The sequence below is a fragment of the Phytobacter sp. RSE-02 genome (assembly GCF_040578655.1).
GTDB lineage: Bacteria > Pseudomonadota > Gammaproteobacteria > Enterobacterales > Enterobacteriaceae > Phytobacter > Phytobacter diazotrophicus.
In genome coordinates, this window is the sequence record NZ_JBEULY010000026.1 from 13,214 (window position 1) to 37,589 (window position 24,376).

Consider the following 24,376-nt stretch of genomic DNA (forward strand, 5'->3'; position numbering starts at 1 on the left):
AACGTTATCGGCAAATAGTTTAGATTTTCATCACCCGATGGTCGGTCTATTATTTATCACATCAGGGCAACACGCCCTATTCAGAACAAATAACTTAAGGAATACGACCATGAAATCCATCAAAACTTTCGTTGCAGTTGCCGCTCTTTCAGTAATGTCTTTCGGTGCGTTCGCTCAGAGCATAACCGCAAGCGCCTCCACCATCGACGGTGCAGAAGCCAAAATCGCCGCTCAGGCACATCAGGAAGGGGCTTCTTACAAAATTACCGAAGCGACCGTGAACAACGTTGTTCACATGACCGCTGAACTGAGCAAATAAGGCGAATGGTCGCAGAGGGAACTGCCGGACAGGTCGCCACAAGGCGGCCGGTTTCGCCCTCAACCAGACAACCGTTCAGGCCCCTTCGGGGCCTTTTTTGCGTTTGCGGTTTGGTGAATATCACGCGGTGGGTTCCCGGATGCGGCGCAAGCACTTTATCCGGGTTACATCAGTCACCAGACTTACAAATTTTCATATAAAGAAGAGTCGAAGGTACTAAATAAAGAATGAGTATCAGGAATATATATTCCAAGGCTCTTTGCAAAATCGCTTAGCCAAACCAGTTCGTCTTTCAGTGAAGTGACCAGTTCGTTTTCAATAATATCGTTTACCGTCGTGATATTTTTGATAAAACCGTCGCGGGTAAGCTCATGCTGTTTTGCCAGTTCGACTTTTTTATTTTCGAACGCTGCGGCTGCCCTTTTAACCTTCTCAGTCAACTTACCTTTAATAGACGCGTCATGCTTAATTTGCTGCGTCGCCGTTTCAACCGTGCGGGAGGTACTGGCAGGGTTTTTGATGAGATTCAGCAATACATCCAGGTCAACATTTTGGCTCAGAATGGTCTGTTGAGAAGGCACCAAACCAGGATTAGAAGCCATCTGTGCCAGAACATACTGATTATCCTTATTTTTTTCGATAATAAGTGACTGCAGTTTTTCTGGCAAACCCGAGTTATTATAATATTCCGAACTGACGAACCCGCCAAATATTCCCCAAAAAGAAGAACCAAGGCCGACTATTATTTTGTCGTAGTTGTATTTACTAATTGCTCGATTACACAATAGCTCATCATGATAAGCTGACGATGAACTCATCTCATTAAAGAGACGTTCCGAGAGATTTTCATTTTTGCAGAGTTCTAATCTTACCCGATCTTCACGGTCTAGCGAAGAACCAAAATATCTTCGGTAATACAATACTTCCTGAGTTTTAACTGAAAGATTTGGATTAGTCGCCAGGGCTTTATCAATAAGACTCAAACCAGATTCAGCCAACATATCGCACACGCTTTCCCCAACGACCGGGTTCCGCGCCATAATCGCCAGCACATCGCTGTCTTTATGCCCGACCGCCATCAACTGTACCTCTTCGCAGAGCGACGCGTTCTGCATCAGGCTTTGCTGGGTGGTCTTCCGGCCATTCTGATACAGATAAACCTGCACAGTCGGTACCAGCGCGGGGTTGATGGCCAGCGCATCGCGCACCGCCGGGTTGCCTTCGCTGGCAAGAATTTGCTGAGTCTCTGCCGTTAATTTCGGGTTCACCGCCAGAGTCGCCAGCGCCGCTTCATTCGTCACTTTCTGAGCAAACCGACGCTGCACCAGCGCGGAAAGATTGCGCCGCTCCGCCAGCGCCAGTAAAGCGTGAACATCGCCTTTGTCGAGCTGTGCCAGCAGCGCGCTGTCATCATTGCCGCCGCCAGCGCTCTCCTGCGCCGGTGCGTCGGGTTGCTTCTGCGCCTCTTCCAGGGCATCCACCACCGCGCTGTCATTGTCCTGCGCCAGTTGCTGTTTTACCTCTTCGGCCAGTGCCGGGTTTTTCGCCAGCGCGATACGCACCACGGATTTATTGTCCTTGAGCAACACCGCCTGCTGCGCGGTAGTGAGCGCCGGATTAAGCGCCACGGCGGCTCTCAGTGCATCATTTTGCTCGTAGAGATGCTCTTCACGCTGCGCTTCAGGGCAGTTGGCGTGACGTAACACCGCCTGCTGCAACGCACTGTTTTTACGCGATAACAGCGCATCCAGCACGCTCTCCACGCAGTGCGCTTTCTCCGCCAGTTGCAGCAAAATCTCATCATTAAGCTTGTTCTTCTGAATCAGCGACAGCAGCAGGTTAGTTGGCGCGTTATGGTGTACGCAGGCCAGCGCCAGCGACGTTTTATCGTGAACCTCGCCGGTTTCCGCCGGGGCAATACAGGCCGACAGAATACGCGCGGTGCAATACGGGTTGCTGTATACCGCGTGGCGCACTTCTGCATAACTGTCTTTCGCCAGTTTTTCGAGCAGATCTTCGCTGCACTCTTCTGCCTGCGCCACCCGCAAACGCTCGTGCGGGTTGGTGTCATCCGCCAGTCGGATCATCTCCGCCAGGCTGAGCCCATCGATATGCGACGCCGCTTTCAGCTTCATCTTCTCGAACAGCGCTTCATACTGGCCCACCTGGTCACGCAGGGTCTCACGCAGCGGAACCGTGCGCTCCAGCGCCCGGCACAGGCGGGAATAATCGATATTCACGCCAGCCAGGAAGGCGCTCTCGCGGGCATCGTTCACCGCGTTTTGAATATCCGCCCCGGCGAAATTACGGCACAGCACCGCCAGTTGCTGCTGCTGTTCTGCCGTGAAGGTGTGCCAGGCCGCTTTCAGGTGGATACTGAGAATCGCTTTACGCTCAGCCAGATACGGGAAGCCGACGTAAAAGACATCGTCGAAACGCCCCTTACGCAGCAGCTCCGGCGGCAGTGCGGTAACGTTATTGGCCGTTGCCACCACAAATACCGCGCTGGTTTTCTCCTGCATCCAGGTCAGGAAATAGCCCAACAGCCGGGATGTCACTTCCGATGCATTAGAAGACCCGATCCCGACGAACGCTTTTTCCAGTTCATCCACCCACAGTACGCAGGGGCTGATGGTCTCAGCCATCGCCAGCGCACGGCGCATATTGTGCTCACTCTCCCCGACGTATTTACCCAGCAGAGAGCCGATGTCCAGACGCAGCAGCGGCAGCCCGAACAGATTGGCGACCGCTTTGGCGGTAAGGGATTTACCGCAGCCCGGCATCCCCGCCACCAGCACCCCTTTCGGTGCCTGCAACCCGGCTTCTTCCGCCTCCGGCAGACGCTGCAAAATAGCAGCTTTACGCTCCAGCCATTTTTTCAGGTTCTCCAGCCCGCCGATGTCTGTCAGGTTCTCGCGCACCTTGACCATCTCCAGCACGCCGCTTTTGCCGATGATCTGCTCTTTTTCCTGGAGCAGCGCGGCGAGCGCTTTCTCGTCAAGCTCACCATGCTTTTCCAGAGCAACGGCCAGAGACTGGCTAATCTGGCTGGCGGTCAGGCCGGTCAGCGTGGTGCTGATCCTGTTAAGCAGCGCGTCAGACACGGTTAATCGACGCTCGTGGGCGAACTGTTCCGCCTGCTGGCGAATGGCCTCGCGGCGCGGAAGCGGCAATTCAACCAGAGTAATCAGCGGTTCAATCAGTGAGGGGATGTCCACGCGGTCATCCACGCAAACCACGCAGCACTCACCGCTGTGGTGACGGCGGATACGCAGCAACAGTTGTTGCAGACGCGCGGCCACCAGCGGCGAGGAGTCCAGCACGGTTCTGATATTGCGGAACACCAGGATGGTATTTTCCAGATCATCATCCAGCAATCCGGCCAGCATCTGATCGGCCTGTGGAGGGGCTGAAATACCAGCAGCCACCAGCGGATGACGATCGTCGAAATCCACCCAGCCCCAGGCCAGGTTCCATTCCCGCAGCCGAAAAGCGGTCTCTTTGGCCACCGCGCTTAACAACGTATCAATGCGATCATCTTCACCGCTGTGCAGATAAAAACCCGCGTGTCCGGCGCGGATCCAGGTTACCAGCCGGGTCGTTAACAGACTGTCCATTCTTCCCCCTTACCAAAAACTGCTCAGGAAACTGCCCACGGAACTGACGACGCTCGAGACGCCCCGCCCAATCGCAGACACGCTATCGACAACCGCAGAAACCGCGGCTTTGGCGACCGATTTCCCGGCCTTGTAGACTTTGTCTGCCACCGTGCTGCCCAGCATGCCGCCGATGACGCCACCCGCCAGGCCACCCATAAAGGTGCCCACCGGGCCGAAAACAGTGCCGATAGCCGCGCCAATTCCGACGCCTGCCTCCGCCGCTGCGATACCTGCCACGGTAGTAACGGTGGTGTTGGCGACGCGATCCAGCGCCTCTTCTTTGGAGATATTGCCTTTCGCCAGGTCGTAGAGGTTCTTGAGGTTATCCACCGCCACCGAACCGATCATCGCAATGCGTCCGGCTGGCGTGTTTTTCATCACGCTGCCCAAAAAGCCCCGGCGGGAGGCCACCAGCAACGCCCCTGAGGTGGCAACGGTCAGCATGGTGCTGCCAGCGGTCTTGAGTGAGTCTTCGACAAACTCCTGCACATCTTCTCCCGCCGATGCGTTTTCCTTGCCGGTAAGGCTGTTCCACAGGCGACGAGCCAGAATGCGCCCACCCTGGAAGCAGACCCCGAGGCCAGCCGCCACCAGCGCGGTTTTGCCAATCTGTTTGCCAACGGTGATGGCATCCGCGTTATGCCAGTCCATCTCGCTGATCTGTTTCTCTTTATGCGCCTTCTCGCGCTGGCGGACCGCCTCTTCTTTCGATAACGGCGTGGATTCCACTCCGTCATAATCAATGGTTTCGACCGCTTTACGCTGCATATCCGCCGAGTGGCCTTCCGGCACCAGGGAACCCTGGCCGCGATAATCGCCGTGCTCGAACAGTTTTTCGGTGCTGCCCGCATCCGCGCCATATTTCGCCTGGTAGCGACGCACAACTTTGCCACTGCCATCTTTGATCTGAATATCCACGGAGTTTTTGCCGAACGCCTTGCCCGGTTTCACCACCAGTTCAGCCCGCGCCGAGGAACCTGCTGCCTTCGCGTTGATATTAAAGGTGTTGACGTGGTGCACCTCGGCGATAAACCCGTCGAGATTGCGCGCCATACTGATCTGCCCGTCGTTGCGGGTGATAGTGTCGCGCAGCAGGTTATTGGCATGCGTCAGCGCATTATCAATTGATTGCGCGTACTCCCCGGTGCTAATCACGCCATGGCGCTGGGCCGAATGCTGCATCTCTTTGCCCAGCCAGTTGTCGCGGCTTTTTCCCTTCTGCCGCGCGGCTTTCAGGGACGCTTTCAGTTCTTGCTGGCGTTTTACGGTTTCGACGATTTCGCCGGCATCACGGGTGAGCGCGTCGTCATTCGCCCACAGTTCCGCATGCTGGCGAAACTGCACCTGTAGCCAGATAAGCGGGTCGGCATCCGACGAATGGCTCGCCTGCTGCGTAAACTGCTGTAGCAGTTGCGTCGTCACCTGCGGATCGCCACCCGCATCGCGCCATGCTGCGTCCATATCCTCCGCCAGTTGTTCCTGATGTGTCTCGTCTAAGAGATCTAACGGCGCTGGCGTCGCGCGATGTTGTTCGCTAATTACGTCATTTTCAGCCATGTGTAACACTCCTTATTAATGTTTTTCTGGCGATGCGAAAGCCGTCAGCGCGTCGGCCAACTGCGTCTGCAAAGTCGCGTGTAACGATGCGGGGGAGAGAATGGTCAGGTTGGGCAGCCAGTAGCGCACCCAGGGTAATAGCTGGCGTTCATCGGCAATTTTGCAGGTAATTTCCAGGCTACCGTCGCTATTTTGCGTGTCGATAACCTGGCCTGGCAGCACATCACGACGCAGGAAATAGCCCGCCACGGAAGCATTCACATGAAGGCGTACCGGGAATTTGTTGAGGCTGAACCAGACGTCATCTTCTTCATCAATGCACTGCTCAATGCGCGCTTCCCGCACAAAGGTCTCGTCACACAGTTCCAGCCACTCCAGGCCGCTCAGCAAAAATCCTTTAAGGTTTTCCTGTTCCATAGCCGCCAGGTACCAGACGTTTTTCACATTCACCAGGCGGTACGGCTCAACGACGCGCGGCTTCTCTTTATAGAAAAAGGTACATTTGCGGCGTTCGCTAATGGCCTGGCGGAGCAGGCTGAAATGACGGGACAGCGCATTTTCGCTCTCGTGTTCCGCCGCCGGGTGTTTAATCGAAAATTGTGAGATACCTTCCGTCTGCAATAGCGCCGACCAGAAGGCCGGGTTCTGCCCGGCAAAAAGCGGCGAGACGCCCGCCATATCGAGCAACTGGCGAATATCGCGGGTACGCAACGCCTGATGATATTGCGGGGCCAGGCAGTAACTGTCACCGCTGATGTGTTCAATAATCGCGCTCAGGCGGCTAAGGTCGCGAAAGACAGTGCGCCCGGAAACGTTAAATGTCTCGGCTAACTGTTGTCGCGTTACCTGCTCTTGCTGGTGAAACAGGATGATTGTTTCGGCCAGACGGTGCGCCAGCTTTTCATATGCTCCGGTTGCTTTCCCCACTTCGAATCCCTCACTCGCAGAAAATAACCGCAGTGTAATGGCAGCGGATGACACGTTATGTCAGTGAGCGCGCAATAAAAAAACATTTTTCATATTCTGCGACACCGAAAGAACCTTAAGTCAAATTACCTTCAATTCTCTCTTCCCGATGCAAAGATCACGCACGAATGCTTACTGTCGTTATCGTTGCAAGGAATAGTTTAATAAAGCAAACCCGTAACACGCTTTCGTTTACGGAGAATCCCGTTCATCTTTAGAAACTAAATTTTTTCCCAAAAATTGGCATTTATTTTTTTAAATAAAAAAAGAGGATTATTATTAGTCCATCTTTTAAACAGAATGCGTAAATCGCACTCAATTTATCACTGCTATATGTATATCGATATCCATTAATTGATCATATAAATACCACCCGCCAAACATTTATATTTAGCCTCGCCTGCACCCTGTAAAAAGGTGGACCAAATAATTCACGGCCCATTCAGGGAGGTTGGGTATGAAGACATTTATTTCTACCTTGTTCACACTTGTACTGTTCCTGCCTTCAGCACAGGCAGGCATCCTCATCGACACCACGCGGATTATCTATCCTGCGGACAAGCAGGAAGTAACGCTTAACATTACGAATAATGCAAATACCCCGCGTCTGATTCAGGCCTGGGTGGATAGCGGCGATCCTGATACCAATGCCGATAATGCGAACGTGCCTTTTATTGTCACCCCACCCATTTTTCGCATTGACGCAACGAAACGTCAGACTTTGCGTATCATGTACACCGGCGGTAAGGTGCCGCAGGATCGCGAATCGGTCTTCTGGCTTAATATCCTTGAAATACAGCCAAAGACCTTAGCGCAAAAAGAGAAAGCGAATGATTATGTGCAGTTTTCCATCCGTTCGCGCCTGAAACTTTTCTATCGACCCAAAGGGCTGTCAGGTTCACCAGAAGAGGCGGTTTCTACACTACGCTGGCGCGTCGTGCACGGCGGAGTGGAATGTATAAACCCTTCTCCATTTAACGTTTCTTTCCACAAGATGAGCCTTTCAACGGCATCAGAAAAAGATAATGAATATCAACATGGAATGTGCCAGGCAAAAGGAACAACCGTCTTCTCATTTCAGGAAAAGGTAAATGAGAAAATCTTTTTTACCACAATAGATGATTATGGCGGCTTAACGAAACACGAAGCAAGACTGAGCCATTAAAAATCACCGGGATAATATTATGCAGAAATATATCTATTCTATAGCGCTTATTATTTTAGCATCACTGTTTGTGCCAGTTAGCTGGGCAGGTTGCACGGTAAGCAACCCAACAAGTTATACGGCAACCATTCCACCTACAACACTCTCTATCGCGCAAGATAAACCATGGGGCCCCATTGGGGACGTAATAAGTATTCCGACCGGGCCAGATGCAGGCGTCGTTTGTACAAATCAACCAGTACAAGTTATGTTAAAGTATGGAACAGCAATGACGCCTTCACCATACTTCCCGGATGTATATAATACGAACGTGCCGGGGATCGGTGTTAAAGTTTGGGATGACTTCGTCTCGTCGACAGCCTGGGCCTATGGCTACGATATTGTAGTCAATAATAATCTTCAGTACTGGTATTCCTGGCCACCAGAATACCTTACTTTACCTAACCGTCTCACGGGTATAAAAATTCAGTTTTATAAAACTGGTGAGAACCCGACCGGGAAAATACAATTACCTTCGCCATTAGTTGAAGGCTGGGTTAATACGAGTGTCAGCGCTGCAGGGGCGGTTCGCTATGGCGTGGTAAATGTAGTCAGTTCTAACATCTCTCTAAAAATTGCGGCCTGCCAGACACCCGATATTTCCGTTGATATGAAAAAAAATTCCTACTCTGACTTTCCTGCTGTCGGCTCTACCAGCAAACCTGTGCCCTTTAAATTTCAAATTAATAACTGCGATGCGGGCATGAGCACGGTAAGTTATACCTTTAAACCTGCATCCGGGGTCACGCTCCAGGGCAGCGGTACCGGCCAGTATCTCACCCTGAAAAACGACTCAACGGCCAGCGGCGTGGGAATTCAGTTGCAGTATGAAAATGGAAACAATGTCCCTTTTAATACCAAAACGAAATTCACGGGCTACAGCGGCGCAGGCAGTTACACCATCCCGATGCAGGCTCGCTTTATCCGTACCGGGAAGATCAAAGGCGGCACGGCTAATTCAGCCGTGCAGTTTGAAATGACTTACGAGTAGGCTTCGCTGTTAAATTACCCCTCTCTCTCAGGGAGAGGGGACACCGCCCTCCCTTCTTACCAGGACTGTTCCCCCATTATTCAAAACCTCGCTTTAGATCACGTTTCCTCGCCCTAACTCGGTTCAGCCTGTTGAACCACATGTATTCTCCCTTATACAGGATGGTTAAACTTTTACTCAATCAATAGAGGAGCCGTTATGGGCGGTAAAGGGTGTAATTCACTTATTCGGGCTGAGAAAATACTGACCTACATTGCCTATGTTGGCGCGGCGAGTTTTATGGAGCTGCTACGGGAATTTCAGTATCCGAAGAGCAGCCTGCTGAATTTATTAAATGTCATGGTTGATTGTGGATTTCTAACGAAAAGCGATCGCAATCAATATTCACTTGGCATTAAAAATTATGAACTTGGCTGTCAGGCATTACACCGCAAGAATATTTTTGAGGTGACCAAACGCCCGATGCAGGAACTCTCGCAAAAAAGCGGCCTGGTCTGCCATTTAGGGGCCATTGAAGACTGCTACGCCATTTACCTCGATAAAGTGGAAAGTCCCGGTTCCGTACCCACGAAAAAAAGCTGGATTGGTAAGAAATTAGAATTACACATCACGGCGCTCGGCAAAGCGTTACTTGCCTGGAAGCCCCGTGAAGAGATGGATTATTTTCTGGATGCGTTAGCGCTCACCAAACATACCGAAAATACCTTTACAGATAAGAAGTTATTTCGGGAAGAGTTGCAAAAAACGCGTCTACGCGGATGGGCCATAGACAATGAAGAATCAACCTATGGCGCTGTATGTCTGAGTATGCCGGTATTCAATATGTATAACCGGGTTAATTATGCGATCTCACTGTCGGGCGATCCGGTGGTGTATTCAGGAAATAAGATCGATGGTTATCTCGAATTGCTCCGCCAGTGCGCCGGGCAAATATCATATGGGCTGGGATACCGGAGTGAAAGTGAAAACCTAAGAAAAGGAAACTGATGTAATGAAAAAGTTCAGGGGAATTATTCCGCCGGTCTCCAGCACCTTTGATAACGACGGAAATATCGATAAAACCGCCATGAAAGCGGTCGCAGATTTCCTGATTGAGAAAGGGGTCGACGGACTGTTTTATCTGGGGACCGGCGGGGAATTCAGCCAGATGAACACCAGCCAACGGATGGCGCTCGCCGAAGCGGCAGTCGCCACAGCGGATAAGCGCGTTCCGGTGCTGATTGGCGTGGGTTCTCCCTCCACCGACGAAGCGGTAAAACTGGCGCAACATGCTGAGGTCTGTGGCGCGGATGGCATTGTTGCCATCAACCCCTATTACTGGAAAGTCGCCCCGCGCAACCTGGACGATTATTACCACCGCATCGCGCAAAGCGTAAAGCTGCCGGTGATCATCTATAACTTCCCTGATCTGACCGGCCAGGACTTAACGCCGGAGACCGTCAAACGCCTGGTTTTGCAAAACGACAACATCGTTGGCATTAAAGACACCATCGACAGCGTCGGCCACCTGCGCACAATGATTAACACCGTCAAAGCAGTTCGTCCAGATTTCTCCGTTTTCTGCGGCTATGACGACCACTTACTCAACACGTTGCTGCTGGGCGGTGATGGGTCGATTACCGCCAGCGCCAACTTCGCGCCGGAGTTATCCATCGGCATCTATCGTGCCTGGCAGGAAAACGACCTCGCCACGGCCGCCACGCTCAATAAAAAATTGCTCCAGTTGCCGTCGATTTATGCGCTGGAAACCCCGTTTGTCTCGCTCATCAAATATGCCATGCAGTGCGTGGGGCTCCCGGTGAACACGTATTGCCTGCCGCCGATTCTGGAAGCGTCGACGGAAGGAAAAGAGAAAGTGAAGGCGATCCTGGCCTCGCAGGGAATTTTAAAACAATAAGGGGAACACCATGTCTGTTCGCGAAATATTTGATAACGACAACCGGGAGATTTACCGCGTCAGGACGCATGCCGCTGGCCCGCAAGGCGAGCTGCCTCTGACCCCGGATATGCTGATCAACCGACCCAGCGGCGATATTTTTGGTATGACGATGAATGCCGGGATGGGCTGGTCGCCAGACGAGCTTAACCGTAATGGCATTCTGCTACTGAGCACGCTGGGCGGGCTTCGCGGGCCAGACGGGAAACCCGTCGCGCTGGCGCTTCACCAGGGCCACTACGAGCTGGATATCCAGATGAAAGCGGCGGCAGACGTTATCAAACACAATAACGCTCTGCCTTACGCAGTCTATGTCTCCGACCCGTGCGATGGCCGCACGCAGGGCACGACCGGGATGTTCGACTCGCTGCCCTACCGCAACGACGCCTCAATGGTGATGCGCCGCCTGATTCGCTCCCTGCCGGATGCCAAAGCGGTGATTGGCGTGGCGACCTGCGACAAAGGGTTGCCCGCCACCATGATGGCGCTCGCCTCTCAGCATGACAAAGCCACGGTGCTGATCCCCGGCGGAGCGACGCTGCCTGCGTTGCACGGCGAAGATAACGGCAAAGTGCAAACCATTGGCGCGCGTTTTGCCAATGGCGAATTGTCATTGCAGGGCGCTCGTCGGGCGGGATGCCAGGCCTGCGCATCATCCGGCGGCGGCTGTCAGTTCCTGGGCACGGCGGGCACCTCGCAGGTGGTGGCCGAAGGATTAGGGCTGGCAATCCCCCACTCCGCTCTGGCGCCATCAGGCGAACCGGTGTGGCAGGAAATCGCCCGCGCTTCCGCCCGTGCAGCGCTGCAACTGACCCGGAAAGGCATCACTACAAAGGATATTCTCACCGACAAAGCCTTTGAAAACGCCATGATGGTTCACGCGGCCTTTGGCGGTTCCACCAACCTGCTGCTGCACATCCCGGCGATTGCCCATCAGGCGGGTTGTCATATCCCAACCGTGGAAGACTGGATCCGCATTAACAAGCAGGTGCCGCGCTTAGTGAGCGTGCTGCCGAACGGCCCGGTTTATCACCCGACAGTGAATGCCTTTATGGCAGGTGGCGTGCCGGAAGTGATGCTGCATCTGCGCAGCCTGGGTTTACTGCATGAAGATGTCATGACCGTCACCGGTAACACGCTCAAGGAAAACCTCGACTGGTGGGAGCAGTCTGAACGTCGGCAGATTTTCAAAGAGCTGTTATTTAAGCAAGAACAGGTTGCAGCAGACGAGGTGATTATGTCGCCGCAACAGGCCGCTAAACGCGGGCTGACGTCTACTATTACTTTCCCGGTGGGCAATATCGCGCCGGAAGGATCGGTGATTAAATCCACGGCTATTGATGCGTCGGTGATTAATGAAGAGGGCGTCTATTACCATAAAGGCGCGGCAAAAGTGTACCTCTCGGAAAAAGCCGCCATTTACGATATCAAACACGACAAAATTAAAGCGGGCGATATTCTGGTGATTATTGGCGCAGGCCCCTCCGGTACGGGAATGGAGGAGACCTATCAGGTCACCAGCGCGCTGAAACACCTGTCATACGGTAAACATGTCTCGTTAATTACCGATGCCCGTTTCTCCGGCGTCTCAACCGGTGCCTGTATTGGTCACGTCGGGCCAGAAGCCCTGGCGGGTGGGCCGATTGGTAAGTTACGTACCGGCGATATTATTGAAATTAAAATCGACTGCCAACAACTACATGGGGAGGTGAATTTCTTAGGAACCGATGTCCATACTATTTTGCCATCGCGTGAGGAAGCGGCCGCAATATTAAATGCCCGCAATACACATCCGGATTTAATGCCTGACCCGGAATTACCGGATGATACGCGCCTCTGGGCAATGCTGCAGGCCGTGAGCGGCGGGACATGGCGCGGCTGTATTTATGACGTTAATAAAATTAGTGAAGCGCTACAGGGCTATATTAATAAGCCCTGAGTTAAGACATACCCATTATTAAATTATTTATTATTCGACTGCCTGATTCAGGCAGTCTGGTAGATCACATCTGTATCCTGGAAAGAGAGGACGTTATGCCACTATTTATCGTCGTGGCAGGTATTGCTGTACTCCTGCTTTTAACTATAAGAATAAAATTAAACACCTTTGTTTCGTTAATTATCGTCTCAATCGGGGTCGCCATCGCCAGTGGAATGAACCTGAATAAAGTTGTCACCTCGGTCGAATCTGGCCTTGGCGGTACGCTGGGCCATATTGGGTTGATATTTGGTTTCGGTGTGATGCTTGGGCGTCTGTTGTCTGACGCGGGTGGCGCACAGCGTATCGCGCTAACCATGCTGAAATATTTCGGTGCGAAGAAACTCGACTGGGCGGTGGTCTGTTCGGCGTTTATCGTCGGGATTGCGCTCTTTTTCGAAGTCGGCCTGATTCTGCTGGTGCCGATTATCTTCGCTATCGCCCGGGAAGCGAAAATATCACCGATGTATATGTGCGTGCCTATGCTCTCCGGTTTGCTGGTTGCACATGGTTTTCTGCCGCCGCACCCAGGCCCTACCGTGATCGCCCGTGAATATGGCGCCGATGTCGGGATGGTGCTGATTTACGGCATTATCGTGGGTATTCCGACCTTTATTCTCTGCGGTCCGCTGCTGAATAAAGTGTGCCAGCGTTTAATTCCGGATGCCTTTAAAAAAGAGGGCAATATTGCCTCTCTCGGCGCGACGAAAAGTTTTAGCGAGAGCGAAATGCCGGGCTTTGGCATCAGCTTTTTAACCGCCATGCTGCCAGTGATTTTGATGGCGCTGGTGACCATTATGCAAATGGCCCGCCCGAAAGATGCAGGCGATCCTGGCACGCTCTATAACATCTTTCTGTTTTTGGGGAACTCCACTATCGCCATGCTGATTTCGCTGTTGTTCGCGATTTACACCATGGGTGTGGGGCGTGGGAAAACCATTTCGGAACTGATGGATTCTTGCAGCAAAGCGATTGCCGGGATTGCTGGTCTGCTGTTGATTATCGGCGGCGGCGGCGCGTTTAAGCAGGTGCTGATTGACTCCGGTGTGGGTCAGTACATTTCCACGCTGGTGTCGGGGATGGATATCAACCCGATTCTGATGGCCTGGGGTGTGGCGGCGTTCCTGCGAATCTGCCTGGGTTCAGCCACGGTGGCGGCGATCTCTACGGCCGGGCTGGTCATTCCGCTACTGGCGGCGCATCCCCATACCAATCTGGCGCTGATTACGCTGGCAACGGGGGCGGGGTCCTGCATCTGTTCACATGTGAATGATGCCAGTTTCTGGATGATTAAGGATTTCTTCGGCCTGACCACCAAAGAGACGTTGTTGTCCTGGACGCTGATGTCAACCCTGCTTTCCATCTGCGGCCTGCTGTTTATCTTACTGGCGAGTATGGTGATGTAGGTCGTACGGTAATGGGGGAGTGGCGTCACCGTGGACTTCGTGCCGCGTAGGCATCTCTCCCTCAGGTGAGGGAGCACATCGCGCTGCCATCGCGCCACTGGCATTAAATGGCGTAGCGATAACCTTCCAGTGCTTTTACCGTCATTGGTAATCCCTGTTTAAGTAACATCGCCAGAAATTCATCAACGGTGAGCGGCGGATGCCTGAGGGACTGGCGTTGTCGTCTCACCGCTTCGAGCACCAAAGCATGGTTGAGATCGAATAGATCAGAGATGAAATCATCAGGATGGAGCGCTTCAATATCAAATGTATTGAGCGCCGCCTGAGGAAAATCTTTGTGATTAAGCGTGACAATGATTTCTGCTTTGGCGCGAATCGCAGCAGCCAGAACATGTCTGTCATCTTCATCTGGCAATTCAAGGCCCGCAATTAACGACTCGTAACCGGTGACATTGGCATCGGGCAATGCAATGTTCATTAACTCAACCGTTCACTTAAGTGATGCGGGGGCGATATCCATCCGATTCTGCAATAGATTTCGGCACCACTCCTCATGGATACGGAGACTCCACTTTGGTTGATACAGACCAGCAATCCCTAAATGCATCAGCAAATCCCTTAGCCTCGCAGGGTATAAAACACATGCATCCAGCATCACCGGGTAAGGTGAGTGTTTCATTAGTACATTCCTAAGTCCTGTGCCTGATCGGCCAGCGCCTGCATGGCGTCCAGGCTTTCATGTTCCCGTTTGTTTTTATATTTCATTAAATCTGCAAACAAAACTCTGCGATGGCGACCTGTTTTGTGAAAAGGCAATTGCCCTTCCTCAAGCAGTTTGACCATATGGGGACGAGAGACATTAAGTATGTTTGCTGCTTCCTGCGTGGTGAGCTCGGCCTGGACGGGTACAATTTGCACAGCATTACCGGATGCCAGCTCGCCAAGAATATCCATTAGCAACGTCATCGCACTGGTGGGCAATTCAATTGTGTGGGTCTTTTCATCATCCCCAATAATCGAGATACGTTGTGTTTCCAGCCGGGTCGACAGCCATGCTGCGAGCTCTTTCTGTCCGCGCTGTGCCAGTTCACTCTCACGCGTATCGGGAAGATTTAATGAGGTCGATTTTGTCATGTGATTACCCTCCTTCTGCAATGGGAAGAAGTTTAAACGAAATAATCGAAATCAACAATAAACGAAATAAACGAATGATCAACCAGTGAGTATCTGTTTTGAGCCGTCACGCCCTGGTACGACTAATCACCACTTCTTGTTTGATATTGCGGGCGGAAAAACGGACTTTTAAAACATAACGCGCGAAGCTCTCCATCGAAAAACGTCCATTGTTTTTATCAAAAAATGAAAAAGAAAAAGAGATAAAAGTGAATTAAATAGCTTAAAAGCATTCATAAAATATATAAAACAAACATTCAAATCACCCATAAAAATATTAAAAAAGCAAAAACCATTACCCCCAAAAATTCACAAAAAGAATATCAAAAAACGAAAAACCATAAGCGTGTGACAGCGCTCACCAAATTAGTATGGAATACAAACTAAATAAGCAAAAATGCTTTACACAAGCAGTATTCCTGGCAATAAATACGCAAAAAAGGACATCGAAGTCAGTTAATACTTACGATTAAGTATGGAAAGCAAACTAAAGGGTATTCATTATGACGCCTGTGGTTCCCAATACCTTACGCCAGATGAACGCGACGCTGGTGCTCAATATCATTCGCGAACAGGGTCCATTATCACGCGCGCAAATCGCCAAAATCAGTGGACTGACCAAAGCGACCGTTTCAGAAATTATTAACGATTTACTGCTGGAGAAAATCATTTTTGAAGGCGGCGTCAGTGAACAAACCGGGCAGGGAAGAAAAGGCATTCTGATTAATTTTGATCCGCACGCCAGGCTGGGGATTGGCATCGATCTGGGCGGAACGAAAATTACCTTTTCGCTGTTTAATCTCGATGCCACGATTTTGTATGAAAAACGCGAAGCGACTTACCAGACTGGCGATCGTAATGCCTTTATTGACCTTTTATCCAACAGCATCGCCAGCTTTATCGTGGAAAGTGGCGTTGAACATCGCCGTATCGGCGTGATTGGTCTTGCGACGCCCGGCATTATCGATATCAGTAATGGCGTAGTACTGGAAGGCTCGCCCAATCTGCCTGACTGGTCCAGTCTTCCCCTGGCGGATGAGCTAACAAAGCGGCTTTCTCTGCCGGTCATCCTGGAGAATGACATTCGTGCCGCGCTGGTAGGCGAGATGTGGTGCGGTAAATGTCGCAACAGCAACAGCGCCGCGCTGATTGGCATCGGGACTGGCTTAGGATCAGCGCTGCTGATGGACGGTAAAATCATTCGCGGCGCCAATAACGCAGCGGGCGAAATTGGTTACATGATTTTTAATCGCGGTCAGCTCTATAAAAACTGGCGCAATAAAGGGTGCTTTGAAAGCTACTGCTCAGGCTCTGGCATTAGCGACAGGTTTAAAGAACTGACAAACCAGACGCTTTCGCTGGAAAAGATAATGTCATACATGCATAAGGGCGACCCACTGGCCTGCGCACTGCTCGTTGAGATGGCCGATTATTTAGCCATGGGGATTATTAATCTTGTGGCGATGGCAAACCTGCAAAAGGTGGTGTTAACCGGCGGTGTTACCCACGCAGCAGAATATTTCTTACCCCGTGTGCAGGCTATTCTCGACAGACAGCTTTTCACCAATACCCACGTCACCGTGGAATTATCAGAATTACGCGAAAAAGCACCGCTTTATGGCATCGCCATTCTGGCGCTTTCCGCTATTTATCCCGCAATTCAATTTATGCCAGACGCACAAATTAATTAATGCCAGTCACCTGACGACAAGGAGAACATAATGGCAGGAATCCATTTGCATCCGCACGATATTCTGGACGAAGGAATGGAGAACATTCTGCAACGCATAGGCAGCATGCAGAACGTCGAGCATTTATTTGTCGAATTAAATACCATTTTTGAACGTAATCCGTATCCCGTGGGCGTATTACCGCATAACCCGGTACACGAATCGGTAATGGGCAACGGCATGTTGCACGTCAATATTGATAATCCCGATACGCGTCTGCAGCAGAAAATAGACCCCGGCGTGCTGGCGGGCGACGACCCTTTGCGCCGGGTTCAACAGGCGACAGAAGGCACTCGCTATAAAGTGATTCCCTGGGTAAACATCCTGAACGGGGATTTTAGTGGTGATATCGCCAACAACCAGGTCGTTGATTACCGTGGCCGGGTCATCAAGTACTGGCTATGCCCCAATGCGCCGGATGTGGCGGATTACTGGCAAAAAACGTTCAGCCGCATCAAGAGCCTTTACGGTTATGACACCTTCCTGATTGACCGTATCCGCTTCCCTGACTGGGCCGGAAAAGAGGTCAATCCCGCCGGGCTTTTTACCTGTTTCTGCCCACACTGCCAGCAGGCCATGAAAGCGCAGGGCCTCGCGCCAGAGGTGGTCACAGACGAGCTGGATAAAATCGCTGCCGCCCTTGCCGAAGGGGACTTCACTTATCCCGTCGAGGCGTTTCGCGATAACCCCATCATTGCCCGTTGGGTTGCGTTTCGCCAGCAAAGCGTTACCGGGCTGGTCGAACGTATCCTGAAAAACGCGAAAGAGAACATTGGTGATATCCATTTCTGGCTCGACCTGTGGCCACCGGCCTACAGTTGGATCCTCGGACAGGATTACCGCGCGCTGACGCGTCTTTCCGGCACGCTGAAACACTTCCCTTACCACAAACTCGGGGGTGGTGCGGACGTACAAGGGCTGGTCAATTTCTTTGCCTGCGATGAAGCCGCGCATGAACCCGCTTTTGAGGCGTTTAAAAAGTTGTTCAACCTGCCTTACGCGCTCAGCTACGAGGACTTTAAAACCTCCGGCTTCCCGATCAGTTTCGTCAAAGAGCAAAACGACCGGGTACGCCAGCTCTCGCAGGAAGGTACTTTTATTTTCAGCGGCATACAGATGTGGAATCTGCCGCCAGAACAGTTGCTGGAAGCGGTACGCGCCGCAGAAGCCAGCGCCTGCGATGACCTGCTCTATTACTGCTACGGATGGGCAGATCAGGCGTTGTTTGACGCCATCGGAGAACATGAACTACGCAAGGAAGCTGAATAATGACGAATGCGCAAAAATGGAAAGTTTTTTTCCTGCTCTTTATGACCATGTTTTTGCTGGGCGGGATTCAGAACACTAAAGGGCTGATTCTTGAACAGGTACAGCACAGCATTGATCTCAATATGGGCCAGGTGGGGACGTTAATTACCCTGTTTCAGATTGGCTTTCTGATTTCCAGCCTGCTGACCGGCTACCTGACCGACAAAAAAGGTCTGAAAATCATGATGCTGGTCGGCTCGCTGCTGATGATTGTCGGCCTGATGGGCACCAGTCTTGCCTATACCGTGGCGCTGTTCTTTGGTTTCTATCTGGTGATTGGTCTGGGCATTGGCTCGATGATGGTCTCCATCGTGACCGTCATTCCGACCTTCTATAAAGACAAAGCCGGGATGATGTTCAATATTTCCAACGCCATGTTTGGCGTCGGGATGATTGTCACCCCGCTGATCCTGCATCAGTTGTTCGCCAACAGTGTCTCCTGGCGCGCCTTCTATGTTGGCATCGCCGTTATCGTCGCCGTGCTGGTGCTGGTTCTGAGCACGTTGAAGCTGGAGAGCAATGCCCAGTCCAGCATGAAGCTGAGCGACTTTATCGAGCTGCTGACCCAGAAACGCATCATGGTCGTGATCGCCTTCCTGCTGTTCTATGTGGCAGCCGAAGCGGCGTTCCTGAACTTCTTCCCGATTTTCTACGCCGCACTCGATATCGCAGACCTGGACGCCGCCGGTAAGGCCGCGAAAGCCGCTTATGTTATTTCCTCGTTTGCCGGGCTGTTTACCATTGGCCGCGTGATTGGCGGTTTTATCACCCTGAAACTGGGCGAGCGCCGGACGCTGATTTGGTTCTCGATTCTGTCGCTGGTTTCCATCATCGTCAGCCGCATGCTGGTGGTCGAGTTCGTCTACCTGTTCATGCTGTTCGGTTTCGCCATGTCCGTGCTGTTCCCGACGGCGGCAGCCATTGCCACGCGCCTTACCCGCAAAAGCGGTTCGGTGATGGGGCTGATTTATGTCGCCTCTGGCTTCGGCGGCGCGCTGGCCGGGTCGGTCATAGGCCAGGTCTCCGACAGTTACGGTATCTCGACGGGCTTTAACTTCATCATCGCTTTCGTCGCCGTGTTCTTTGTCCTTGCAATGCTAATAAAAGAAAAAGCGTAGTAAACGTTGTACTTTTGGCAGCAGTTTGCCCCTGGCTCTCCCGTGCAACTGCTGCCCTTTTTTAAAACCTACAGCGGCGCAATGACCGCTGCGGCTGACCGGTTATTTAGAGACATCGGTCCCGAAGTAGGTATTGGAAATCTTCTGGTAGGTCCCGTCAGCTTTAATGCCGTCCAGGGCTTTATTGATCGCCTGTTGCAGCTCCCCTTCATTCTTACGAATCAGGACACCCACCTGTTCTGCATCATTTTGCGACGCCACAATTTTCACCGGTGCATCCGGCTTGTGTTTCTTGAAGTCGAGGAATGACAGATTGTCGTTGATGGTGGCATCCGCACGCCCCTGGGCGACTAACGATACTGACTGGTCAAAGCCATCGGTCCCCACCACTTCCGCACCGTATTTACGCGCCAGTTGCGCATAGTTACTGGTCAGTGTATGGGCGGATTTCTTGCCTTTGAGGTCATCGAAGCTCTTGATCGCTGTGTTATTACTATTAACAATCAGCACCGCTTTGGAGGAAATATAGGGTTCGGAGAAATCAAATTTCGCCTTACGCTCCGGAGTAATCGACACCTGATTGATGACCGCGTCGTAGCGTTTAGCGTCCAGCCCTGCAATCAGGCCATCCCATTTGCCTTCGACAAATTCCGCCTTCACGCCAACACGTTTAGCGATTTCGCGACCAATCTCCACATCAAACCCCACCAGTTTCCCGGAGGCATCATGGTAGGTGAACGGCGGATAGGTGCCTTCAGTGCCGATTTTTAACACACCGGCAGATTTGATAGTGGCCAGATCGTCTGCCGCGAAAGCAGCATGGGAAACGCTCAGTTGAATGGCGGTTGCCAGCAATGCAGTGACTAATACTTTCATCATTAGCTCCTTAAAGAGTTGCCGTGTTGTTGTTTTAAATTTCCCAGGAATCGGGAAGGGTGTCGGTCAGGGTGGAAATAAACAGTTGTGTTCGCGTCTTTTTCGCCTGGGTGAAGATGGCTTTCGAGGTGCCGCTCTCCACAATGTGCCCGGACTCGAGGAAGACAACCTGGTTGGCGATATTCGCCGCCAGCCGTAAATCATGTGTCGCCATCAACATGGTTGTCCCCTCCTGGGCGAGCTGGCGCAGGACGGCAACGACTTCCAGCGACAATTCAGGATCGAGCGCCGACGTCGGTTCGTCGCAGAGCAAAACTTTCGGCGACGGAGCCAGCGCTCGGGCAATCGCCACGCGCTGCTGCTGGCCGCCAGAGAGCATGGCAGGCCAGGCGTCGCGTTTATGCAACATGCCCACTTTAGTGAGTAACTCTTCCGCCCGCACTTTGGCTTTGGCAACGGGCCATTTCTGCACCACCACCAGCCCGCGCATGATGTTTTCCAGCGCGGTTAAGTGTGGGAATAATTGAAAGTTCTGGAAGACCATGCCGGTCTGCTGGCAAATGCGCCGGATATCTTTTTTCTTCGGTTTGGCGTGCCCGTTAAAAGAAATATCTTCGTTGCCAATTTTCACCGTTCCGGCCTGCGGAATTTCCAGCAAATTGACACAGCGTAATAATGTACTTTTTCCGCTACCGGAGGGACCAATTAATGCCGTGACGCTGCCTTCCGGAAGTGTAAGAGAAATATCATGCAGTACTTTCTGCGAACCAAAACTTTTCTCAATTCCGGATAGCGTTATCATTATTATTTTCCTTAACCACGGTATTTCTTTCTAATCGGGTTTCCAGGTGCGACTGTAAATACGATAAGACGGAACTGATCAACAGATAGAGGAGCGCTGCTTCGCTATAAAGAATAAGCGGCTGATAGGTGACGGCGGCAATACGTTGCGCAGCGAGAAACATCTCCGGAACCGTAATCACCGATGCAAGCGAAGTGTCTTTTACCAGCGAAATAAAGGTGTTTGATAATGGCGGAACCGCCACGCGCGCCGCCTGTGGCAAAATGATGTGCCGCAGCGACTGGCTCCAGCTCATGCTGATGGAGTGTGCCGCTTCCCACTGGCCTTTTGGCACCGAGAGCAACGTCGCCCGGATCACTTCCGAGGTATAGGCGCCAATATTCAGCGTAAAGCCAATCACCGCCGATGGAAACGCATCGAGCGTGATACCCGCATTCGGTAATGCATAGAAAATAAGGAACAGTTGCACCAGTAAGGGGGTGCCGCGAATAATCCAGACATAAAAGCGCACCAGGCTTTTCAGCGGTGCAGGTCCATATAAACGAATTAACGCCACAACGAACCCCAGAATTAATCCAAGGACGAAGGTAATCAATGTTAATGGAATAGTAAATGTCAGCCCGGCATACAGCATTGGCCAAAATGAATCTATTGCTAACGATAACCAATCAGGCACACTTCACCTTCCCTGAAAATGATTATTTCAGTTGTTATAAATTAGATGACATCGATATATTTTATAAGGCGAGTCTACCACGGGGTTATTGCGGATGTATCGAGATATACCAGGAATGGATAGTTACTTTTAACAATTGCTATTTATGGAAATGCTTTTGCGTTTTAGGCATAAAGGATTTATGCATCAACAATCCAGAGGGAGTCAATTTCTAAGACTCACCTCAGATATCATTGAATCGTCCAGTCAGACAAACGAATTCCAGGGACCCGCTCAAATTCGCGGGTATTGTTGGTAACCAGCATATATTTCAGCATTAAAAATCTTCCCTGTTTTGCTCCCCAGGCTGCTCTCGCGACCCCATAAAGTCGGGACTCACGCTCTCGCCATCAAACCAACTATCCCAGGCTTCTCCAGCAGGAGTAATTATCCGTGTCCTGCCTAATGCCACAATCTCAACCTGTTTCACATCATCAGGCAGAGCAACCGCTTTAGGTAAACGTACGGCCTGGCTGCGATTACTTTTAAAGAGTGTCGTTTTTTCCATACGATCCTCCGCTGGTGAAAACTTAGACGACAAGCTTAAATAATGAACGGGATATATCAATGGGATATACGTCATTGCCCCACACCTTTCCTTCCTGATGCGGGGCAACACTTATACATTAAATCTGCGCCAGGCCACCATCAACAAACAGTTCGATACCGTTGATGTAGCTCGCATCATCCGAGGCGAGGAACGTGATGGCGCTGGCAACCTCAGAAGGCTGGCCAATACGGCCTGACGGTACCTGTTCGGAGAGCCAGGATTTGGTGCCTTCCGCCTGCTCACCACCGCCAAACAGCTCATTCAGTCCGGCGGTATCGGTCAGGCCAGGGCTTACGGCATTGACGCGAATACGGCGCGGTTTAAGATCCAGAATCCAGCTACGGGCGAAGTTACGTACCGCCGCTTTGGTGGCCGAATAAACACTGAATGCCGGCGTACCTTTCACGCTGGTGGTCGAGGCCGTCAACACAATGGAGGCGCCATCTTTGAGCAGCGGTAGCGCTTTTTGCACGGTGAAAAGCACGCCTTTTACGTTGGTGTTAAAGGTCTGCTCGTAATGCTGTTCGGTAATTTCACCAAGGGGCGCAAAGTCGCCGCCGCCCGCATTCGCCACCAGCACATCAATCTGATCATGCTGTTGCTGAATCACATCATAGAGATGGTCGATATCGGCCAGTTGTCCCATATCGCCACGCACGCCGACCACGCTGCCGCTGATGGCCTGTACCGCGTTGTCCAGTGCTTGCTGGCGACGCCCGGTGATGTAAACATGCGCCCCTTCTGCAGCGAAGGCTTTTGCTGTTGCCAGGCCGATGCCGCTGGTACCGCCAGTCACTACCACCACTTTGTTGCTGTATCTGTTCATTTTAAGCTCCGGTTTATTCCGTTGGGTTAGTGATGATGAAGATACCAGTGGAACGATAGTGCAAAAAGATAGCAATTATGCTACCTATCGTTCTACTAAAGGAACGATGAGGCGACAATGCGTACCGATCTGAATGACTATCGCTATTTTGCCGAGGTGGTGCGCCACGGGGGTTTTGCCGCCGCAGGCAGGGCACTGCACGAACCAAAATCAAAACTCAGCCGCCGGATTGCCGAGCTGGAATCTCGCCTCGGCGTACGGCTGATTGAGCGAACCAGCCGCCGTTTTCGCGTCACCGAAGTGGGCGAGGCGTTTTATCAGCGCTGCCGGGCCATGTTGCAAGAGGCAGAGCAGGCAGAGGCGTTGATTATCAATGCCCATGCCGAGCCGCATGGCCTGGTGCGTTTTAGCTGCCCGACCGGGATGGTGGAGGTGGTTTCCGACACGCTGATGGCCTATATGCACCGCTACCCGAAGGTCCGGCTGCAAATCCTTGCTCTCGACAGGCCCGTGGATTTGATTAATGAGCGCATTGATGTGGCCCTGCGTGTGCGCACGCAGCTTAATAGCGATGCGGAACTCATCATGCGCACGCTGGGTACTTCGCACCGCATTCTGGTAGCCAGCCCTTCGCTGGCGCGGCGTGCGGGGGAGGATATCGCCACGCTGAATACCCTGCCCACGCTCAGCACTAACGATGGCGACGCCGAAGTGGAATGGCCGCTGGAAAACCGTGATAAACAAAGCATGATGTTTCGTCACGAGCCGATGATGAGTTGTAGTGATTTTGCGGCGGTGCGTACGGCGGCAAGTCAGGGGCTCGGCGTGGCGTTTTTGCCGGAGCACTTTTGCCATCGCGCATTAGAGAAGGGGGAGCTGGTGCAGGTATTCCCGCAGTGGCGTAGCGTGCCGGGGATAGTTCACCTGGTATTCACTACGCGCAAAGGGTTGCCGCCTGCGGTCAGGGCCCTGATTGACAGTCTCGCCGCCTATTTTGCGACGTTGACGAGGTTGTAGTGCTCATCCGGGGCATCCCCGGCGGCACTGCGCTTGCCGGGGCTACGGACTGTAGATACGGTGAACGGAACCCACCTTCCGAGCCGCATTTTCCCCCTCACTCTGGCCCTCAGCCCTCAGGGCTGAGGAATCCCCAGTAATCTTACCTTTTACAGCGACAACGCCGCTTAATAAGAATAAAACAGTGACAGCGATGACAGGGTCCGGCTGAAAATCGAGGAGGCGTTGGCGGCTGACCGGGGCCG

General features: G+C 52.1%; 21 protein-coding genes. 11 read left to right on the forward strand and 10 right to left on the reverse strand.

From position 1 onward, the window contains the following. The first annotated feature begins 109 nt into the window (after window positions 1–109). Window positions 110–319 (forward strand): YdgH/BhsA/McbA-like domain containing protein, encoded by a 210-nt coding sequence (locus ABU190_RS25970; RefSeq protein WP_354692792.1) that lies wholly within the window; start codon window positions 110–112, stop codon window positions 317–319. A 182-nt stretch (window positions 320–501) separates the two neighbouring features. Here the strand turns inward: ABU190_RS25970 and ABU190_RS25975 are convergent, their stop codons facing one another. From ABU190_RS25975 to ABU190_RS25985, 3 genes are read right to left on the reverse strand one after another with little or no spacing between them, the layout of a single operon-like run. After that, window positions 502–3,936, reverse strand: coding sequence for an AAA family ATPase (locus ABU190_RS25975; RefSeq protein ID WP_354692793.1), 3,435 nt, complete (start codon window positions 3,934–3,936; stop codon window positions 502–504). Window positions 3,937–3,945: 9 nt separating this feature from the next. Next, window positions 3,946–5,535, reverse strand: coding sequence for a hypothetical protein (locus ABU190_RS25980; RefSeq protein ID WP_354692794.1), 1,590 nt, complete (start codon window positions 5,533–5,535; stop codon window positions 3,946–3,948). A 15-nt stretch (window positions 5,536–5,550) separates the two neighbouring features. Further along, on the reverse strand, window positions 5,551–6,462 hold the full coding sequence (locus ABU190_RS25985; protein WP_354692795.1) for a transcriptional regulator: 912 nt from the start codon (window positions 6,460–6,462) through the stop codon (window positions 5,551–5,553). Between the two features lie 496 nt (window positions 6,463–6,958). Between ABU190_RS25985 and ABU190_RS25990 the strand changes: the two genes are divergently transcribed. The 6 genes from ABU190_RS25990 to ABU190_RS26015 all read left to right on the forward strand — a co-directional run bounded on the left by ABU190_RS25990 (window position 6,959) and on the right by ABU190_RS26015 (window position 14,016). Then, on the forward strand, window positions 6,959–7,666 hold the full coding sequence (locus ABU190_RS25990; RefSeq protein ID WP_354692796.1) for a molecular chaperone: 708 nt from the start codon (window positions 6,959–6,961) through the stop codon (window positions 7,664–7,666). 19 nt (window positions 7,667–7,685) lie between these two features. Beyond that, complete coding sequence (locus ABU190_RS25995; RefSeq protein WP_354692797.1) at window positions 7,686–8,696, forward strand: fimbrial protein; 1,011 nt, start codon at window positions 7,686–7,688, stop codon at window positions 8,694–8,696. A 198-nt stretch (window positions 8,697–8,894) separates the two neighbouring features. Further along, a complete protein-coding gene (locus ABU190_RS26000) occupies window positions 8,895–9,683 on the forward strand; it encodes an IclR family transcriptional regulator (RefSeq protein WP_071195098.1) in 789 nt (262 codons plus the stop codon). Window positions 9,684–9,687: 4 nt separating this feature from the next. Beyond that, window positions 9,688–10,593, forward strand: a complete 906-nt coding sequence (locus tag ABU190_RS26005; protein ID WP_354692798.1) for a dihydrodipicolinate synthase family protein — start codon at window positions 9,688–9,690, stop codon at window positions 10,591–10,593. Window positions 10,594–10,603: 10 nt separating this feature from the next. After that, a complete protein-coding gene (locus ABU190_RS26010) occupies window positions 10,604–12,571 on the forward strand; it encodes a YjhG/YagF family D-xylonate dehydratase (protein ID WP_354692799.1) in 1,968 nt (655 codons plus the stop codon). A gap of 95 nt (window positions 12,572–12,666) precedes the next feature. Further along, window positions 12,667–14,016, forward strand: coding sequence for a GntP family permease (locus ABU190_RS26015; RefSeq protein ID WP_039080081.1), 1,350 nt, complete (start codon window positions 12,667–12,669; stop codon window positions 14,014–14,016). 103 nt (window positions 14,017–14,119) lie between these two features. Here the strand turns inward: ABU190_RS26015 and ABU190_RS26020 are convergent, their stop codons facing one another. Both ABU190_RS26020 and ABU190_RS26025 read right to left on the reverse strand, forming a co-directional pair. Next, entirely contained in the window at window positions 14,120–14,494 is a 375-nt protein-coding gene (locus ABU190_RS26020; RefSeq protein ID WP_354692800.1) for a hypothetical protein, read from the reverse strand. A 200-nt stretch (window positions 14,495–14,694) separates the two neighbouring features. Then, the gene (locus ABU190_RS26025) at window positions 14,695–15,150 is read right to left on the reverse strand and encodes a helix-turn-helix domain-containing protein (RefSeq protein WP_354692801.1); all 456 of its coding nucleotides are present in this window, start codon (window positions 15,148–15,150) and stop codon (window positions 14,695–14,697) included. A 542-nt stretch (window positions 15,151–15,692) separates the two neighbouring features. On the opposite strand from ABU190_RS26025, the gene ABU190_RS26030 reads away from it, so the two are divergent. The 3 genes from ABU190_RS26030 to ABU190_RS26040 are packed head-to-tail and all read left to right on the forward strand — an operon-like array spanning window position 15,693 to window position 19,345. Continuing rightward, window positions 15,693–16,880: an ROK family transcriptional regulator gene (locus tag ABU190_RS26030; protein WP_354692802.1), complete on the forward strand. Its 1,188-nt coding sequence runs from the start codon at window positions 15,693–15,695 to the stop codon at window positions 16,878–16,880. 30 nt (window positions 16,881–16,910) lie between these two features. Continuing rightward, window positions 16,911–18,188: a hypothetical protein gene (locus tag ABU190_RS26035; protein WP_354692803.1), complete on the forward strand. Its 1,278-nt coding sequence runs from the start codon at window positions 16,911–16,913 to the stop codon at window positions 18,186–18,188. After that, window positions 18,188–19,345: an MFS transporter gene (locus tag ABU190_RS26040; RefSeq protein WP_354692804.1), complete on the forward strand. Its 1,158-nt coding sequence runs from the start codon at window positions 18,188–18,190 to the stop codon at window positions 19,343–19,345. Before ABU190_RS26035 ends, ABU190_RS26040 begins: the two co-directional genes overlap by 1 nt. 102 nt (window positions 19,346–19,447) lie before the next feature. On the opposite strand, the gene ABU190_RS26045 is transcribed toward ABU190_RS26040, so the two are convergent. The 5 genes from ABU190_RS26045 to ABU190_RS26065 all read right to left on the reverse strand — a co-directional run bounded on the left by ABU190_RS26045 (window position 19,448) and on the right by ABU190_RS26065 (window position 23,114). After that, window positions 19,448–20,221, reverse strand: coding sequence for an amino acid ABC transporter substrate-binding protein (locus tag ABU190_RS26045; RefSeq protein ID WP_108700422.1), 774 nt, complete (start codon window positions 20,219–20,221; stop codon window positions 19,448–19,450). A 34-nt stretch (window positions 20,222–20,255) separates the two neighbouring features. Continuing rightward, complete coding sequence (locus ABU190_RS26050) at window positions 20,256–21,023, reverse strand: amino acid ABC transporter ATP-binding protein (protein WP_354692805.1); 768 nt, start codon at window positions 21,021–21,023, stop codon at window positions 20,256–20,258. Further along, window positions 21,001–21,699 (reverse strand): amino acid ABC transporter permease, encoded by a 699-nt coding sequence (locus tag ABU190_RS26055; protein WP_039080075.1) that lies wholly within the window; start codon window positions 21,697–21,699, stop codon window positions 21,001–21,003. Before ABU190_RS26055 ends, ABU190_RS26050 begins: the two co-directional genes overlap by 23 nt. Window positions 21,700–22,015: 316 nt before the next feature. Next, window positions 22,016–22,246: a type II toxin-antitoxin system VapB family antitoxin gene (gene vapB, locus ABU190_RS26060; protein WP_354692806.1), complete on the reverse strand. Its 231-nt coding sequence runs from the start codon at window positions 22,244–22,246 to the stop codon at window positions 22,016–22,018. A gap of 118 nt (window positions 22,247–22,364) precedes the next feature. Beyond that, complete coding sequence (locus ABU190_RS26065) at window positions 22,365–23,114, reverse strand: glucose 1-dehydrogenase (protein ID WP_354692807.1); 750 nt, start codon at window positions 23,112–23,114, stop codon at window positions 22,365–22,367. Between the two features lie 117 nt (window positions 23,115–23,231). On the opposite strand from ABU190_RS26065, the gene ABU190_RS26070 reads away from it, so the two are divergent. Beyond that, entirely contained in the window at window positions 23,232–24,131 is a 900-nt protein-coding gene (locus ABU190_RS26070) for a LysR family transcriptional regulator (protein ID WP_039080073.1), read from the forward strand. The last annotated feature ends 245 nt before the right edge of the window (window positions 24,132–24,376 follow it).